The sequence below is a fragment of the Pseudoduganella sp. R-34 genome (assembly GCF_049904655.1).
Lineage (GTDB): Bacteria > Pseudomonadota > Gammaproteobacteria > Burkholderiales > Burkholderiaceae_D > Rugamonas.
Map to the genome: position 1 here is coordinate 2,398,020 of NZ_CP184572.1, position 16,378 is coordinate 2,414,397.

Annotated in this window: 14 protein-coding genes and 1 riboswitch; of the genes, 9 read left to right on the top strand and 5 right to left on the bottom strand. The window is 62.7% G+C overall.

All coding sequences use genetic code 11. From position 1 onward, the window contains the following. Window positions 1–114: 114 nt before the first annotated feature. Complete coding sequence (locus ACN9MW_RS11000; RefSeq protein ID WP_426170677.1) at window positions 115–1,197, top strand: tetratricopeptide repeat protein; 1,083 nt, start codon at window positions 115–117, stop codon at window positions 1,195–1,197. A gap of 42 nt (window positions 1,198–1,239) precedes the next feature. Here ACN9MW_RS11000 and ACN9MW_RS11005 read toward each other — a convergent pair whose 3' ends face one another. Both ACN9MW_RS11005 and ACN9MW_RS11010 read right to left on the bottom strand, forming a co-directional pair. Further along, the gene (locus tag ACN9MW_RS11005; protein ID WP_426170679.1) at window positions 1,240–1,821 is read right to left on the bottom strand and encodes a C39 family peptidase; all 582 of its coding nucleotides are present in this window, start codon (window positions 1,819–1,821) and stop codon (window positions 1,240–1,242) included. Window positions 1,822–1,833: 12 nt separating this feature from the next. Further along, the gene (locus ACN9MW_RS11010; protein WP_426170680.1) at window positions 1,834–2,478 is read right to left on the bottom strand and encodes a hypothetical protein; all 645 of its coding nucleotides are present in this window, start codon (window positions 2,476–2,478) and stop codon (window positions 1,834–1,836) included. Between the two features lie 155 nt (window positions 2,479–2,633). Beyond that, window positions 2,634–2,728, bottom strand: a riboswitch (glycine riboswitch). 169 nt (window positions 2,729–2,897) lie between these two features. Between ACN9MW_RS11010 and ACN9MW_RS11015 the strand changes: the two genes are divergently transcribed. The 8 genes from ACN9MW_RS11015 to ACN9MW_RS11050 all read left to right on the top strand — a co-directional run bounded on the left by ACN9MW_RS11015 (window position 2,898) and on the right by ACN9MW_RS11050 (window position 13,151). After that, on the top strand, window positions 2,898–4,121 hold the full coding sequence (locus ACN9MW_RS11015) for an ABC transporter substrate-binding protein (RefSeq protein WP_426170682.1): 1,224 nt from the start codon (window positions 2,898–2,900) through the stop codon (window positions 4,119–4,121). Window positions 4,122–4,136: 15 nt separating this feature from the next. Further along, a complete protein-coding gene (locus ACN9MW_RS11020) occupies window positions 4,137–4,955 on the top strand; it encodes a carbohydrate ABC transporter permease (RefSeq protein WP_426172170.1) in 819 nt (272 codons plus the stop codon). Further along, a complete protein-coding gene (locus ACN9MW_RS11025; RefSeq protein WP_426170684.1) occupies window positions 4,952–5,797 on the top strand; it encodes a carbohydrate ABC transporter permease in 846 nt (281 codons plus the stop codon). Before ACN9MW_RS11020 ends, ACN9MW_RS11025 begins: the two co-directional genes overlap by 4 nt. Before the next feature lie 4 nt (window positions 5,798–5,801). Beyond that, window positions 5,802–6,896, top strand: coding sequence for an ABC transporter ATP-binding protein (locus ACN9MW_RS11030; protein ID WP_426170686.1), 1,095 nt, complete (start codon window positions 5,802–5,804; stop codon window positions 6,894–6,896). 16 nt (window positions 6,897–6,912) lie between these two features. Beyond that, window positions 6,913–7,944 (top strand): LacI family DNA-binding transcriptional regulator, encoded by a 1,032-nt coding sequence (locus ACN9MW_RS11035; RefSeq protein ID WP_426170688.1) that lies wholly within the window; start codon window positions 6,913–6,915, stop codon window positions 7,942–7,944. A gap of 81 nt (window positions 7,945–8,025) precedes the next feature. Further along, window positions 8,026–9,393, top strand: coding sequence for a GH1 family beta-glucosidase (locus ACN9MW_RS11040; protein ID WP_426170689.1), 1,368 nt, complete (start codon window positions 8,026–8,028; stop codon window positions 9,391–9,393). 11 nt (window positions 9,394–9,404) lie between these two features. Continuing rightward, window positions 9,405–11,885 (top strand): glycoside hydrolase family 3 N-terminal domain-containing protein, encoded by a 2,481-nt coding sequence (locus ACN9MW_RS11045; RefSeq protein WP_426170691.1) that lies wholly within the window; start codon window positions 9,405–9,407, stop codon window positions 11,883–11,885. After that, a complete protein-coding gene (locus tag ACN9MW_RS11050) occupies window positions 11,886–13,151 on the top strand; it encodes a sugar MFS transporter (protein ID WP_426170693.1) in 1,266 nt (421 codons plus the stop codon). Here the strand turns inward: ACN9MW_RS11050 and ACN9MW_RS11055 are convergent. Genes ACN9MW_RS11055 through ACN9MW_RS11065 form a run of 3 tightly spaced genes read right to left on the bottom strand, consistent with a single transcriptional unit; the run spans window position 13,109 to window position 16,366 of the window. After that, entirely contained in the window at window positions 13,109–14,632 is a 1,524-nt protein-coding gene (locus tag ACN9MW_RS11055; protein WP_426170695.1) for a tryptophan halogenase family protein, read from the bottom strand. The genes ACN9MW_RS11050 and ACN9MW_RS11055 overlap by 43 nt on opposite strands. A gap of 11 nt (window positions 14,633–14,643) precedes the next feature. Next, window positions 14,644–15,675, bottom strand: a complete 1,032-nt coding sequence (locus tag ACN9MW_RS11060) for a cupin-like domain-containing protein (protein WP_426170697.1) — start codon at window positions 15,673–15,675, stop codon at window positions 14,644–14,646. Continuing rightward, on the bottom strand, window positions 15,659–16,366 hold the full coding sequence (locus ACN9MW_RS11065; protein WP_426170698.1) for a SapC family protein: 708 nt from the start codon (window positions 16,364–16,366) through the stop codon (window positions 15,659–15,661). Before ACN9MW_RS11065 ends, ACN9MW_RS11060 begins: the two co-directional genes overlap by 17 nt. Window positions 16,367–16,378: the final 12 nt, after the last annotated feature.

The following is a 16,378-nucleotide window of genomic DNA, read 5'->3' on the forward strand; positions in this document are numbered from 1 at the left end:
TATATTATGTTGCTTAATGGAAAATTCATATAATTTTCATTTTCCACCTAGCAGAAACATAATATGGCGTTGAAGTTCCGGTACGTAGCACTCCTGGCTTGTCTGCACTTCCCCGTGCATTTTGCACATGCGCAGGCATTTTCCCGCACCCCTAATGAAGAGTACGCAAAAGGCAATTACGCGCGCGCTTTCCGAGGGTTCTTTGAGCAAGCCACACGCAGCAATGACCCGAACGTACAGTTCAACCTGGGCATGATGTACGAGCGCGGACAGGGTACCGACCAGAACGATGTCGAGGCCGTGAAATGGTACTCGCGTGCTGTGGACCAGGGCAGCGTACCTGCGATGCGCCAACTGGCTGGCCTGATGGCCGCTGGCCGCGGCATCAAGCAGGACGGCGCCGGTGCACTGGCCTTGCTGCGCAAGGCGATCGAACAGAATGATGTTGCAGCGATCGAGCAGGTGGCAGGCATGTATTTCGAAGGCCGGGGAGTTCCCGCCGACCAGGCGCAGGCAAAGCAGTGGTACCAGAAGGCCGCCGCCGCCGGCAGCAAGAGTGCACAGGAGGCGCTGGACCTGATCGCAGCAATGGAGCGCCAGGCGGCCGGTCCTCTTGCGCCAATCCGCAAGCGCGCCGTGACTGGAGATGCCAACGCCCAGTACGACCTTGCAGTGGCCTATCACACCGGTAACACGGTGCCGAAGGACCCTGCCCAGGCGCTGGAGTGGTACCTGAAAGCTGCCGCGCAGGGACATGCGATGGCGCAGTTCTACGCGGGGCTGCTGTATTCCAACGGCGACGGCGTTGCGCAGGACCTGGCGCAGGCCCGCGCATGGTTCAGCAAAGCTGCTGCACAGGACAACAAGGATGCCGCCACCAACCTCGCCGTCATGCTCGACCTGGGCAAGGGCGGCCCGGTCGACCTGGCGCAGGCCGCGGTGGTCTACCAGCAGGCGGCAAAGCTGGGTAGCGCGCAAGCGCAAGTCAGGCTGGCTGGCATGTACTGGATGGGGCAAGGCGTGAAGAAGGACTACACCCAGGCCGCAAGCTACTATCGCCAGGCGGCGGAGCAGGGAGAAATCACTGCTATCCGCAAGCTGGTCTACCTGCTCGAGAATGGCGTCGGTACCGCCCGCAACGTCGACGAGTCGAAGAAATGGGCCGCCAAGCTGGAACAACTGGGCGGCAGCAACTGACATGAAAAAGCCCGCCAGGCGTTTGCCGGCGGGCTTTTTTGTTTAAGGGCTGACGTTCATGCGTTGCGTGTGCGTCCAATTGTGGTCATAGGCGCTGACGGCCGATGCAAAGGTGCGGTAGGTCTGTCCTTCGCCTGGCCACGGGTTCATGATGTAGATGTAGTTGGTTCCGTTGTAGGTTTCGTAACCGCGTCCCACCATGATATGCCCCCCGCCATTGGTCCAGCCGTAGCGGATCACGAAGGGGCGGTTGCCATTGATCTCATTCACCACCGAATTCCACGACAGGTAGTTGTTGATCGCCGTGTTTGGCACGCCCCAGTTGTACAGGATGTTCTGGACGCTGCCGGACGTGCCGTACATATTGTTCGGCCGGTTGGCGTAGCTGTTCCAGTTGAAGGTGCTGTTGCCGCAGGCGTAGTTGATGCCGTAAGCCCAGTTCACGATCTGGCATTGGCTGGGAGTACGGCTGTAGTAGTTCAGGACCGCTTTGCTGGAGCCTGCCCAGCACCACTGGCTGTGTTCCTGCGTCACCAGCGGGACGTTCAAGGTACGCCATTGCGCGAAGGCTGAGGGCAGGGCAAGCACCAGCGCTGCACCGGCCACGATTTTTGCGATTTTCATAGTCGGTCCTCCTTAGCGAAATGCTTCAATGTTGGCTTTGACGGCGGCGCGCAATGGCTCCAGCAATTCCGTGCCGTCGACCAGCTGGTTGCCGTTCTTCTGAAGCAGCAGCGATTCGCGAGCCGAGTGCAGCGGCGCGAACTTGGCGTGGTCCACTTCCAGCAGGTCGGCGCGGGCCTGGTAGATGCGGATGAAGCGCAGGTTGGAACGCGCGCTGTTGCCGTGAACCGCCATCGCAGCATCCACGTCTTTTGCGAGGATGGAGGCGCCATAGGCGACGGTTTCATAACGGCCGTTCACACGCTGGACAGTCGCCAGTCCGATGGGCTTCCCGTGCAGGGAAATGACGAAGCGCCATTCGCCGGTAGGCTTGGCTAGGGATGCCAGGTCGCCGCGCGCCAGCAGGTCTTTCGGGTCGACGGTGTAGACCTCGAAACCGTGGCCGACCGTGGCTTGCTTCAAGTCGCCCACGTCCGTGATATCGAGCGGGAAGTCGACCGGTGCGCTGCCGGGGCGAATCGCCTGCTGGTGCTCGGCGAATTGTACGAGTCCGCGTTTGGCGGCCTGCAATGCCGCGCCGTTGTCTGCTTTTGCCAGGAACGGGGCGGCCAACATCGCTGCGCAGGCAATGCGCAGCCAGAGTCGATGCGTATGCATGTGACTACTCCTCTGAAGGTTGATCAGATGTTCTTGAGGTGCGAGGTGATTGCCCCCTCTGTGCTGGACCTGAGAGTTTCACAGGCGTTGGCGGCCTGCTTGCTCCTTCGGTGCGCCGGCGCTTACCCTTGCCGGCGGCTCTTCAGAGTTGTGAAAACACGCGACCGGTCCTTTGGCCTGAGAGATTCCGGGGGCGGCTTGCTCCTTCGGCGTTGTCCATGGGTGGGACAAACTCTCCCGATCGCGCGACCGGAATGCTCCGGCAGCGAAATCAGGATATCCCAGGGATTTATTCGATTTCAATCGTTTTCCGATACACGTTGCGTTTTCGCCAAGAAGGACTTTCCTGTTATTCTATTGACACTCGCCTGGGAAATTGGTAACGTTTCCAAAAATAAGCGGCACACAGAGGAGACGGGATGTTTAAGCAGTTATTTGCTTGTGCAATGGCGTTCGGCGCCACCTCCGCGCAGGCTGCCGGGCCAAGCGCAGAAGTGATCCATTGGTGGACGTCAGTCGGTGAATCCGCTGCCGTCAAGCAGCTCGCAAGTGCCTATCGTGCCGCCGGCGGCACATGGATCGATACGGCGATTGCCGGTGGCGAGCAGGCTCGCGCGGTGACCCTCAATCGCATGGTTGGAGGCAAGGCGCCTGCTGCAGCGCAGTTCAATATTTCCAAGCAGTTCCTCGATATAGTGGACCAGGACATGCTGGTGCAACTGGATGATGTCGCACGCCAGGAGCGCTGGGAATCCACGCTGCCGGAACCGATCGTCAACACCATCCGCATCGATGGCCATTACTACGCGATGCCGATGAACATCCACATGCAGACCTGGATCTGGTATTCCAGGGCCGCCTTCAAAAAGGCCGGCATCGCAAAAGAACCTGCAACCGTCGACGAACTTTTTGCCGCGCTGGATAAACTGAAGGCCGCGGGCCTGGTGCCGCTGGCGCATGGCGGGCAGGCGTGGCAGGAGCACATTCTGTTCGCATCGCTGCTGGCAAACATGGGAGGGCGCCAGCTCTACCTGCAAGTGATGCGCGATCGCGACCAGCGTGCGATCAATTCCGAACCGGTGCGCAAAGTGCTGCTGGCCTTCAAGCGCCTGCAATCCTATGTCGATCCCGCGTCACCGGGCCGCAACTGGAATGACGCGACCGCAATGCTGGTTAGCGGCAAGGCGGGCATGCAGATCATGGGGGATTGGGCCAAGGGCGAATTCAGCAATGCAAAAATGGCGCCCGGCGTCGATTACGGCTGCATCGCGGGCCTTGGCGCGAATTCGCCGTACCTGATCCAGGGCGACGCTTTCGTCTTTCCTCGTTCGGAGCAGGCGGTAGTGCAGCAGGCACAGAAGCTGATGACCAAAGTGCTGCTGGCGCCTGCGACACAGGTGAGCTTCAACAAACTCAAAGGCTCGGTGCCTCCGCGTGTGGATGCCGATACCAGCCAGCTCGACGCCTGCGCCCGCGCGGGCGCCGCCATCATGCGCGACCGCAATCGACAGGTCGGGGCGCCCGAAATCTACCTGACTCCCGACCAGAACGGTGCAGTCCAGGACGCGCTGACCGCGTACTGGAACACATCGATGACGGTTGACAAGGCGCAGAAGGCGCTTGCTGCGGCGCTGAGGAACTGAGCGGTGCGTCGAGCCATGTCTTATGCGGCGCTGTTGCCGATGTTGCTGACGGTATGCGTGGGCTACCTCGGCTCCTTCGCCTGGACGTTCTACGTATCCCTCACCAGTTCGCGCAGCATCGCGACCAGCAAGCTGGTTGGCATGGCGCAGTATGAGCGCCTGTTCGACAATGAGCGCTGGCTGCTGTCGCTGCACAACCTGGCGTTGTTTGGCGTGCTGTTCGTGCTGGCCTGCATGGTGATCGGCTTTCTGCTGGCTGCCGCGATCGATCGGCAGGTTGCCGGCGAGGGTGCACTGCGCACCCTGTTCCTGTACCCGTATGCGATGTCATTTGTCGCGACGGGGCTGGTGTGGCAGTGGATCCTGACGCCCGGCGGCATGCCGGGCGTTGAGATTGACTGGCTGGTGGACCAGGACATGGTGCTCTATACGGTGGTGCTGGCGTCGGTGTGGCAGGCATCGGGTTTCGTCATGGCGCTGATGCTGGCCGGCCTGCGCGGCGTTGATCCGGAAATATGGAAGGCTGCGCGACTGGACGGCATTCCGGCCTGGCGCGTCTATGTTTCTATCATTCTGCCGATGCTGGCGCCAACCCTGGCGACCGTTTTCATCCTGCTGGCGACCATGGTGGTGAAGCTATACGACGCCGTCGTGTCGATGACGCAGGGCGGACCGGGTACGGCAAGCGAAGTGCCGGCGAAATTCATCATGGATCACCTGTTCCTGCGCGCGAATATCGGCCTGGCCTCGGCCGGCGCTGTGGTGTTGCTCCTGACGGTGCTGGCCCTGCTGGCGCCATGGGCTTATGCCCGCAGCAGGAGAGGCAGGGCATGAAGACGGCGCGTATCGGGCTTTACGCCTTCCTGGCCAGCGCGGCGCTGTTCTTCCTGCTGCCGCTGTACGTGATGCTGGCGACTTCGCTGAAATCGATGGATGAGATCCGGCTGGGGAATATTTTCGCCTTGCCGCAGGTGCCCACGCTGGACGCCTGGCGGGCTGCCTGGAGCGAGGCATGCACCGGCGCGGCTTGCGAGGGGGTGCAGGGCGGGTTCTGGAATTCGGTGCGTATCGCCGTGCCAAGCACGATGCTGCCGATTGCGCTGGGAGCGCTGAATGGTTATGCCTTGTCTTTCTGGCGGCCGCGCGGCGCGAATCTGTTGTTCGGCATCCTGTTGCTGGGAGCCTTTGTACCGGTACAAGTGATGATCTATCCGCTGGTGCGCATGATGGCCGGCCTGGGTGTCTTTGGTTCGTTGCCTGCCATTGTGATCGTGCACCTGGTGTTCGGCATGCCGGTGCTGACGCTGCTGTTCCGCAATTACTACGCGGCGCTGCCGCAGGAGCTGTTCCATGCCGCGCGTATCGATGGCGGCGGTTTCTGGCGCATCTTCCGGCACGTGATGCTGCCCTTGTCGGTACCGATGCTGGTAGTGGCGGCGATCATGCAGCTTACCGGTGTATGGAACGACTATATCCTGGGCCTGGTTTTTGCCGGGCGCGACAACTTGCCAATGACGGTGCAGTTGAACAATGTGATCAATACGACGACAGGCACGCGTCTTTACAACGTCAATATGGCGGCCACGATCCTGACGGCACTGGTGCCCTTGACGATTTATTTCCTGTCGGGCCGCTGGTTCGTGCGCGGCATCGCAGCCGGCGCTGTGAAAGGTTGAACGGATGTCGAACGTAAGTCTTAAAAAACTGGACATTAGCCTTGGCGGCAACGCCATTATCCGGGGCCTGGATCTGGAGGTGGAGGAGGGCGAGTTCCTGGTCCTGCTCGGGCCCTCCGGTTGCGGCAAGTCGACCTTGTTGCACAGCATTGCGGGGCTGACGGAAGCCAGCGGTGGCACGATCGAGATCGGCGGCAAGGACATGTCGCGCTCGGATCCGAGCGAGCGCGGGATCGGCATGGTATTCCAGTCCTACGCCCTGTATCCGACCATGACGGTCGAAAAGAACATGTCGTTCGGCCTGCGCATTGCGGGTGTGGCGAAGGCGGAAATCAGGCGCCGCGTTGACCGCGCGGCAGCCATGCTGCACCTGGGCGACCTGCTTGGCCGTAAACCGGCGGCCCTTTCGGGAGGGCAGCGGCAACGAGTGGCGATTGGCCGCGCGCTGGTGCGCGAGGCCGGCGTTTACCTGTTCGACGAGCCGCTTTCCAATCTCGATGCGAAGCTGCGTACCGATTTGCGGCGCGAGCTGAAGCTGCTTCACCAGCAACTGGGCGCCACCATGATCTATGTGACGCACGACCAGGTGGAAGCCATGACGCTGGCCAGCCGCATTGCCGTCATGCGGGCGGGGCATATCCAGCAGGTCGGCACACCGGGCGAGGTGTACGAGCGGCCGGCAAACCTGTTCGTCGCCGGCTTCCTCGGTGCTCCCGCCATGAACTTCATTGAAGGCGAAGTCGATGCCACCGGCACGTTTGCGGGCGGCAGCCTGCGCTTGGCGATGGGCGAGCATGCCGGGACTGGCGATGGGCGCAAGGCTGTATTGGGCGTCCGTCCGGAGCATATTTCCCTGGTGCCGGCCGGCCCGATTCAGGGACGCGTCACGCTGGTCGAGCCCATGGGAAGCCATCGCGTAGTATGGCTCGATTGCGCCGGCAAGCAGCTCTCCTGCATCGTGCAGGGCAGCCGCCCGATTGCGCCGGATGACATGGTCGCGTTCGAGATTGATGTACAACGCGCTTCGCTGTTCGATCCGGACAGCGGCAGTCGCTTTGATTTGGCGGGCGCTTCAAGTATGCTCGCGATGACGTTATAAGAAGAAAAGGATTCCAGTGGCCACTATCAAAGACGTAGCCCGCCTTGCGGGTGTAGGACTGGGCACCGCCTCCCGTGTAGTCAGCGGCAAAGGTTCGGTGTCACCAGCCACGCTTGAAAAGGTGAAGAAGGCGATTGACGAACTGGGATTCCGGCCGTCGCATGCGGCGCGCACGCTGCTGACCGGCACCAGCCAGATGATCGGCGTGTATATCCCGGTCCTGAGCGGCACCTTCTACACGCCGATCCTGCAGATCATCGATACCGAACTGCGGGCGGCCGGCCTGCACATGGTGGTGGCTTTCGGCGTCGGCCTGGGCGACGAACGCAAACAGGCCAAGGACGGCATCCAGTTCCTGATGGAGCGTGGCTGCGATGGCCTGATCGTGATGACCAGCGCCTTGCAGGACGAAGATATCGAGGCGCTGGGTACGCAGCAGGGCCGGATCGTAGTGCTGAACCACAGCCTGGCCAGCATTCCCGACCAGTGCTTCACCGTGGACCACAAACTTGGCGGCCGGCTCGCGGCACGCGCGCTTCTGGACCACAAGCACCGCGATATCGCCGTGGTGGCCGGACCGTCGCGCCTGGCCGACAACGTGGAGCGGATCGAGGGCTTCATGGAGGAACTGCAGGACGGCGGCATCGACACCAGCCGCATGTGGGTCGCCGAGAGCGACTTTTCGCCGGCCGGCGGCTGGGCGGCGGCCAAGGAGCTGGTGGAGTCGGGGCACCGCTGCACGGCCCTGTTCTGCGCCAACGATGAAATGGCGGTCGGCGCGCTGTCCTATTTCCAGGAGGCGGGCATCCGCGTTCCGATCGACCTGTCCGTCATTGCTTACGACGATACGCCAAGCGCGGAGTTTTCTGCGCCACGCCTGACTACCGTCCACATGCCATGGCGCGAAATGACGATGAATGGCCTGAGCGCCTTGCTCAACCGCTGTTACGACTTGCGGCGCACGGTCACGCGCAGCTTCCCCGTGACGGTAACACTGCGTGCGTCCCTGGCCAAGGCGGCAAGCGCCAAGCGCAAGGCCGCTGCATGAACTGAACCAGTAGAAAGGGCGCGTGCGCCCTTTTTTTCGACCAGATATGGAAACCTTTCCAATTCCTGTACACTATTGAACATGACTACTCCAGACCAGATTGAACCAGGCGCCCCGGCGCGCAGCGACTTCGCCCGCGATTTTCTTTGGGGCTGCGCCACCTCGTCATACCAGATCGAGGGGGCCGGCAGGGAAGATGGCCGGGCAGAATCGATCTGGGACCGCTTTGCCGCCACGCCCGGCAAGGTGCGCGACGGCTCCAGCGGCCTGGTGGCCTGCGATCACTATCACCGCTGGCCGGAGGATCTGGACATCGCCCGCGACATGGGCTTGAACGCCTACCGCTTTTCGATTGCCTGGCCGCGCATCGTCTCCGGTTTGGGCGAGGAACCCAACCGGAAGGGACTGGACTTCTATTCGCGCCTGGTGGACGGCATGCTGGAACGCGGCCTCCAGCCCTGGGCCACCCTCTACCACTGGGACTTGCCGCAGTACTTGCAGGACCGCGGCGGCTGGGCCGAACGCGACACGGTGCAGCGCTACCTCGAGTTCGTGGACGCTGTAACGCGCCGCCTGGGCGACCGCGTGCAACACTGGATTACGCACAACGAGCCCTGGTGCACCGCCATCCTGGGCAATTTCGAAGGCCTGCATGCGCCAGGATTGACTGATTTCGGCACAGCGCTGCAGGTTTGCCACCACGTGCTGCTCTCGCATGGCAAGGCGGTACCCCTGATCCGCGAAAACGTGCCTGGAGCACGCGCCGGCATCTCCCTCAGCCTGCATCCGCTGCGCGCAGCCAGCTCCAGCGAAGAAGATCGCGCGGCATGCGAGCGCCATGACGGCCTGCGTTACCGCTGGTTCCTCGATCCACTGCATGGCCGCGGCTACCCGGTGGCAGCGCTGGAGCGGTTTGGGGTGGCGGCACCGATGGTACACGAGGGCGATATGGAGGCGATCGCGGTGGCGACCGACTTCATGGGCGTGAACTACTATTTTCCGGAAACGGTTGCCGACGCGCCCGGCCACGAGCCGCTGGATGCACGCGTGCTACCGCCTCCAGCCGGCGCGGAGACCACTGCGATGGGCTGGGAAGTGGCGCCGGAAGGCATGAGTGAGCTGCTTGGCCGCATCCATGCCGATTACGCGCCGAAGGAGTTGTACATCACCGAGAATGGCTCCTGTTATGACGACGAAGTGCTGGCCGATGGCAGCGTGGCCGACTTTGGCCGCCGCCGTTACCTGGCGCGCCACCTGGGCGCCATGAAGGATGCGATAGCGGCCGGAGTGCCGGTGAGGGGCTATTTTGCCTGGAGCCTGGTTGACAATTTTGAGTGGGCTGAAGGCTACCTGCGCCGTTTCGGCCTGGTCCACATCGATTACACAACACAAGAACGAAAGCTGAAGGAAAGCGGCAAGTGGTATCGCGCCTTCCTGCAACAGCCATAAAAGGAGGCAGGATGAAACAGGTTTCAATGCTGGCCGCGGCGCTTGCAATGGCGCTACCGGCAGCGGCAGCGCCGCTGGCCGACTGGCCGCAAGCAAGCAGCGTAATCAAGCGCGACCCGGCGCTTGAGAAGCGCGTCGCCGATATTGTCGGCAAGATGACGCTGGAGCAAAAGATCGGGCAAATGACACAGTCCGAGATCAAGGCCACTACGCCGGATGACGTGCGGCGCTACTACCTCGGCTCGGTGCTGAATGGCGGCGGTAGCTGGCCCAATGGGAACAAGCGTGCCAAGGCGGCCGAGTGGCTGGACCTGGCGCAGAAATACCACGACGCATCGATGGACACCGACATGGCAGTCAAGGTGCCGGTAGTGTGGGGCATCGATGCAATGCACGGCAATAGCAATGTGTTCGGCGCTACCTTGTATCCGCACAATATCGGCCTCGGTGCGGCGCATGATCCCGGGCTCGCCTACGAGATCGGCGCGGCGACGGGCAAGGCCGTGCGCGCAACCGGCATCGCCTGGGTCTTCGGCCCGACTGTCGCGGTAGTGCGCGACGACCGCTGGGGGCGTACCTATGAAAGCTTTTCGGAAGACGGCAGGCTGGTGGCGCAATATGCCGGGCAATACGTGAAAGGCCTGCAGGGGCGATTCAGGTCCGATGCCAACGTGCTGGCCAGCGCCAAGCATTTTGTCGGCGACGGCGGCACCGACCAGGGCAAGGATCGCGGCAACACCAAGGTGTCGCCGGCGGACATGGTCAATATCCACGGTGCAGGCTATGGGCCGGCACTGGCGGAAGGGGCGCAGACAGTCATGGCCTCGTTCAATAGCTGGAACGGGGTGAAAATGCACGGCAGCCGCGAGATGCTGACCGATGTGCTGAAGACCAGGATGGGCTTTGACGGATTCGTTGTAAGCGACTGGAACGGCATCGCCGAAGTGCCAGGCTGCCGTAACGATAGCTGTCCGCAGGCGATCAATGCCGGCATCGACATGATCATGGTGCCGGACGACTGGAAAGCCTTAATTGCCAACACCATCGCACAGGTGAAGGCGGGAGAGATACAGATGTCCCGCATTGACGATGCCGTGACACGCATCCTGCGCGTCAAGCTGCGTGCGGGCCTGTTCGGCAAGAGTCCTTCGCAGAACGCCCATGCCGGCCTGGACGCTGCCCTGCAGGACCGGGAGCTGGCACGCCGCGCCGTGCGGGAGACGCTGGTGCTGCTGAAGAACGAAGGACCGGCGCTGCCGCTGGCGCGCGGCAAGAAGATCCTGGTGGTCGGAAAGAGCGCCGACAATATCGCGAACCAGGCCGGCGGCTGGTCGTTGACCTGGCAGGGGACCGATAATACCAATGCCGATTTCCCGAATGCCGATAGCATCCTGGCCGGCATCCGCGCAGCGGCGGGAGAGGGCAACGTGGATTTCAGCGTGGATGCGCAAGGCGTCGACCTGTCGCGCTTCGATGCAGTGATCGCGGTCGTCGGTGAGCGCCCGTACGCGGAAGGCGATGGCGACATCGGACCGTCGGGCACGTTGCGCCACAGCAGCCGGTATCCGGAAGACCTTGCGGTCTTGGAAGCGGTGGCGGGCAGGGGCAAGCCGGTGATTACCGTATTTGTTGCCGGGCGCCCGCTGTTCGTGAACGACCTGCTCAACCTTTCCGATACCTTTATCGCGGCATGGCTGCCGGGCACCGAAGGCAAGGGCGTGTCCGATTTGCTGGTGGCTGGCCCGCGCAGCTATGACTTCCGTGGCAGGCTATCCTTTTCCTGGCCCGGAGCGGCATGCCAGACGCCGTTGAACTTTGGCCAGGCCGGCTATGCGCCGCTGTTCGCATTGAACTACGGCTTGCGCAAGGCGCAGCGTTCCACGCTGGGCAAGCTGGATGCTTCCTATGCTTCTGGCGGCTGTGGATCGAGCAATAGCGTGCCAGTGCACGGCCAGGCCGACCGCGCCAGCTTCCCTCTCGTGATCCGCAGCGGCGGCGAGCAAATCGCACTGGGCGCGGACCTGAACGCGACGTTCCGCCTGCCCGGCATCACGGTGCAGACAGCGCAGGTGAACACGCAGCAAGACGCCAAGCTGGTGACATGGTCGGCTGGCGCCCCGACCGGCGCCGCCCTCGTTGCGCGCGGCGCAAAGCCTATCGTATTGCCTGCCGCCGCCATGCGTGATGGAGCACTGCAATTTGATGCGATCGTCGCTGCCGCGCCGCGGGGAAAAGTCATGCTGGCGATGCAGGACACCGCATTGGATGCGACCCGGCTGTTCACCCGCATTGCGGGCAAGGGCAAGCAGTCAGTCAAGCTGCCTCTGGCCTGCTTCACGGCCCGGGGCCTGCAGCTGGAGCGCATGGATGCACCGTTCGCCATCAGCGCCGAGGCGCCGTTCGCCGTGGCCATTGCCAATATCGAAATCGCTGGAGGCGCAGCTACAGCTGCCGACGCGATACCTTGCGAAGAACTGGGACAGGAGAACTGAATGGCAAGCATCGCTCCCAACTCATCCCCCGCCACGCAGCAGGAGGCGGCCGGCGCCCGGCAGGACGGCGGCAACACCGGTGCCCTGGTGATCGTCACCATCCTGTTCTTCATGTGGGGCTTGATCACTTCCCTGAACGACGTCCTGATCCCGCACCTGAAGTCGATCTATACGCTGACCTATGTCCAGGCAATGCTGGTGCAGTTCTGCTTCTTTGGCGCCTATTTCATCGTATCGATGCCCGCCGGCGCGCTGATTCGCCGCATCGGCTACCAGAAAGGCGCGGTGGCCGGCCTGCTGATCGCCGCCTGCGGCTGCGCGCTGTTCTATCCCGCATCGTTCGGCGGATATGGCCTGTTCCTGTTTGCTTTCTTTGTGCTGGCATCGGGCATCACCGTCTTGCAGGTGGCCGCCAACCCGTACGTGACGGTACTGGGCGCGGCGCGCACGGCGTCGAGCCGGTTGACAATGACCCAGGCCTTCAATTCGCTCGGCACCACGATCGGCCCGGCAGTCGGGGGCTTGCTGATCCTGTCGGCCGTTGGCGCAGCCGCCGGCGCGGCAGCGGATGCGGCGACGGTGCGCGGTCCTTACCTTGGCCTGGCTGCTGCGCTGGCGCTGCTGGCCGTCCTGTTCCATGCCGCCAGGCTGCCTCGGGTCGCCGCCAGCGATGATCTGGCGCAACCGGGGGACGGGCAAGGTTCCGCGTGGGCGCATCGCCATCTGGTGCTCGGCGCCATCGGCATCTTCCTGTACGTGGGCGCGGAAGTCAGCATCGGCAGCTTCCTGATCAATTTCCTCGGGGAGCCGCATATTGCCGGCTTGTCGCATGCCGAGGCGTCGCGCTACGTCAGCATTTACTGGGGCGGCGCCATGGTGGGCAGGTTTATCGGCTTCGCTGTGATGCGGGTTGTCAGCCCGGGCAAGACGCTGGCCTTCAATTCCTTGCTGGCGATTGCGCTGGTGCTGGCGGGGGTGTTCGGCAAAGGCAGCGCGGCGATGTGGGCGATCCTGGCGGTTGGATTGTGCAATTCGATCATGTTCCCGACCATTTTCAGCATGGCGCTGCATGGGCTCGGCAAGTACACGGGGCAGGGGTCGGGAATCCTGTGCATGGCCATTGTCGGCGGTGCGCTGGTGCCGTTTGCGCAAGGCGCGCTGGCCGATTCGATCGGTGTGCAGGCGTCCTTCATGCTGCCGGCCGCCTGCTACACCTTCATTCTTTACTTCGGCGCCAGGTATTCTTCCATGTACGCGGCGCAGTAGTTTTCCACATACTGCTGGTGCGGCGGCAGCTGCGCTACGGTACGCGCCACATTGTTGCGGATGCTGTCGAGGAAATAGGACAGCTCCGCATCTCCCATCAGGTCCGCGGAAGGGTGGTGCTGGAGCGGCATGATGCCCTGGCCCAGCATCACCTGCACCCATGAGTTTTCGGCGAACAGTTCGTTCGACAGGCGGAACACGCGGCCTGTGTCGCGGAACATGTCAATACGCTGCTGCAGGGATGGAGGCACCTCCATCTCGGCGCAATGACGCCAGAAAGGTGCATCGCGGCGGTTCGTCGCCTTGTAGTGCAGGATGATGAAGTCGCGGATATGTGCGATCTCGTCCCAGGCCTGTTTGTTGTATTCGTCGACCTCCGACTGGAAAATGCCCGCGGAAGGGAACATCTGCAGCAGGCGGATGATGCTGCGCTGGATCAGGTGGATGCTGGTCGATTCAATCGGCTCCAGGAAGCCGCTGGCAAGGCCGATAGCGATGCAGTTCTTGCTCCATACCTGGCGGCGCTGGCCAGGCTTGAAGCGGATCAGGCGTGGCTGCACCAGTTGTTCGCCGACGATGTTCGACATGAGTTTGGCGCGTGCGGTATCGTCGTCGACGAATTTGCTGGAGTAGACGATGCCATTGCCGACGCGATGCTGCAGCGGGATGCGCCATTGCCAGCCCCATTCGTGGGCGATGGCCCGGGTATAGGGCACGGCCGCCCCCGTCGAAGACGTTTGTACTGCGATTGCGCTGTCGTTGTGCAGCCATTGCGACCAGTCTTCCAATGCCGCGCCCAGGGTTTCGCCGATCAGCAACGCCCGGAAGCCGGTGCAATCGATAAACAGGTCGCCTTCCAGCATGGCTCCGGAATCGAGTTGCAGCGCCGTGATATGGCCGATCGCGCCGTCGGTGTGGACCCTGGCAATTTTTCCTTCGATCCGTTGGGCGCCGTAGCCTTCCGAATATTTGCGCAGGAAGCGTGCGTAGGCGCTGGCATCAAGATGGTAGGCGTAGTTGATGCCTTCGCGCGGCAGGTGGCCAAAGCGGTTCAGCTGTGCCGCTTTCAGCTCCAGGCAGTAGTCGCCATAGTCGCCGGCCAGCTTTCGTTCGCGCCCCTTGCGCCAGAAATGATTGAAGCCGGCGGTCCAGTGATCGGTGCCGGTCACGCCGAAGGAATGAATGTAGTCTTCCTGTACGTTGCGCCAGCTCTCGAAGCTGATTCCAAGTTTGAAGGTGGCCCTGGTGGCGGCCATGAATTCCTGTTCATTGATCTCCAGCAGACGATGGAAATTCAACAGGCTGGGGATGGTCGCCTCGCCAACGCCGACGGTGCCGATTTCGTCGGACTCCACCAATTTGATGTCGAGGACCTTGCCAAGGTTGCGGGAAATCGCCGCCGCAACCATCCAGCCTGCAGTGCCGCCGCCTGCAATGACAACGCGCCGCACTGGGCGGCGCAGGAACTGTTCGTCTCTCACTTCGGTCTCCGTTATCGGTTGATTTTCCTGAGAAGCTGGGCGCGCAGCATGCGTGCTGTGTCGTCGTCGATCGGGCCAAGAGCACGCCTTGCGCCGGCGGGGATGTGGGCTGCGGTTTTCTCATCGGCCTGAAATACGTAATGACGGAAGATTTCCTCCCAGGCGTGGCGCTGCTCAGGCGGCAAGTCGCGGATCGATAGCAGCGAGAGCAACAGCGCATTGGCAGGCGTGTCCATGTATGCAGGCGACCGGCGCCACCAGTAATTGACCAGGACATTGAAGCACTCCAACGCTTCCACATGGTGCCACCACATGCTGGGAATGAAGATGGCGTCGCCGGGCTCAAGTTCGGCGGCTTGTGCATGGCGCATCGCTTCCCTGAAGCGAGGAAAGCGCTCGAGGTCCGGCTGGCCCAGGTCGACCAGGCTGATCGGCTGGCCGGCCGGGGTGAAGTCCAGCGGGCCGATATACAGGTTTTCCAGCTGCGCCGGCGGGAACAGCGTGAACCTGCGCCGGCCTGCAGTGACGCAGGCCAGGTTGTCGGGCAGGTCGTAATGGGCCGGAACGCGGGTCTGGTTGCCGATCCAGATGCTCGCGAGCGCGTCGCGCGGATGCAGGTCGAGCGGGTTTTCTTCGAGGTAGCCCGGCAGGGCCGTTTCTGCGGTGGTGGAGCCGACGTAGATGGCGGGTGGGCGCGGGTTGCCGCGGTGTGCCGCCAGTTCGTTCAACACGTGGTCGAGGCGGGTGTGCACCGAGGTGAAATTGAAGCCGCTCAGGTCTTCGTTATAGAAAATGCGTCCGCCGATGGCGGGTGCGCCGAGCATGGCAACCACGCTGGCGTCGCGGCAGAAGCGGCGCAGGTAAGCGTCGGCGCTGGCTGCGCGTGCGATGCCGTCGGCGCCTTTGCGGCCAGCCTGCACCGCCGGCCAGCGCGCCACCAGGCCGCGCAGTACCAGCGGCCGCGTGGACGCCAGCACTTCATCGCCCAGGTCGGACGGGGTTACGCCGTGCAGTTCCCGGATTGGCTCAGCACTGGGCAGCATGGGCGCGGTTCTTGCGTTCGATCAGGGTGCGGAAGTTGGACATGGACGCGATCACCATGTAGACCGGCTGCAGGTAGCCGGCGCGGTTCAGGCGTTCCAGCACGTTGCCCGGCAGCGTAGCGAGGCGCTCTTCGTTGATAATGTGGAAGCCGGCCAGCCGGCACTGTGCGCCATCATCGAGTTCGATATCGAATACAAAGGGCTCGAGCAATTGGTGCTCCAGGAGCGCCGCCAGAAAGCCTCGTGCCTGCCGCAGTCCCTGGTGGATGGCGAGCAGGGTAGCGTTGATGCGTTCCAGGTACTCGGAGGTGCCGCCATGCGGCAGGAATACGCGCTCGCCGCTGGAAGTGCCGACGCGCGGGCTTTCGAGGTCGATGTGCACGGTCAATTCATCGCCGCTCACCCCGATCAGGAAAGGCTGGCGCTCGATTGCCAGCGGCACGTAAGGCGCCTCCCAGCCGTGCAAGCCGAGGAACAGGTTTTCGCCCTCCTGGAAGCCGAACAGCGCATGGGCCTCGAAGCCGCCGCCGGCAGCCCGGCGGAACACGATCGGGTAGCTGGCCTGCACGTCGCGGAATTCGGCCGGGAAGGAGAGGGCGGACATGACGTTGTCGCCGAAATGGGCGCCGCGCCCGGTCTGCACACGCAAGTCTTTGTGGTCGATATTATTCAGCAGGACAGCTCTGGCCATGGAGATCCTCGG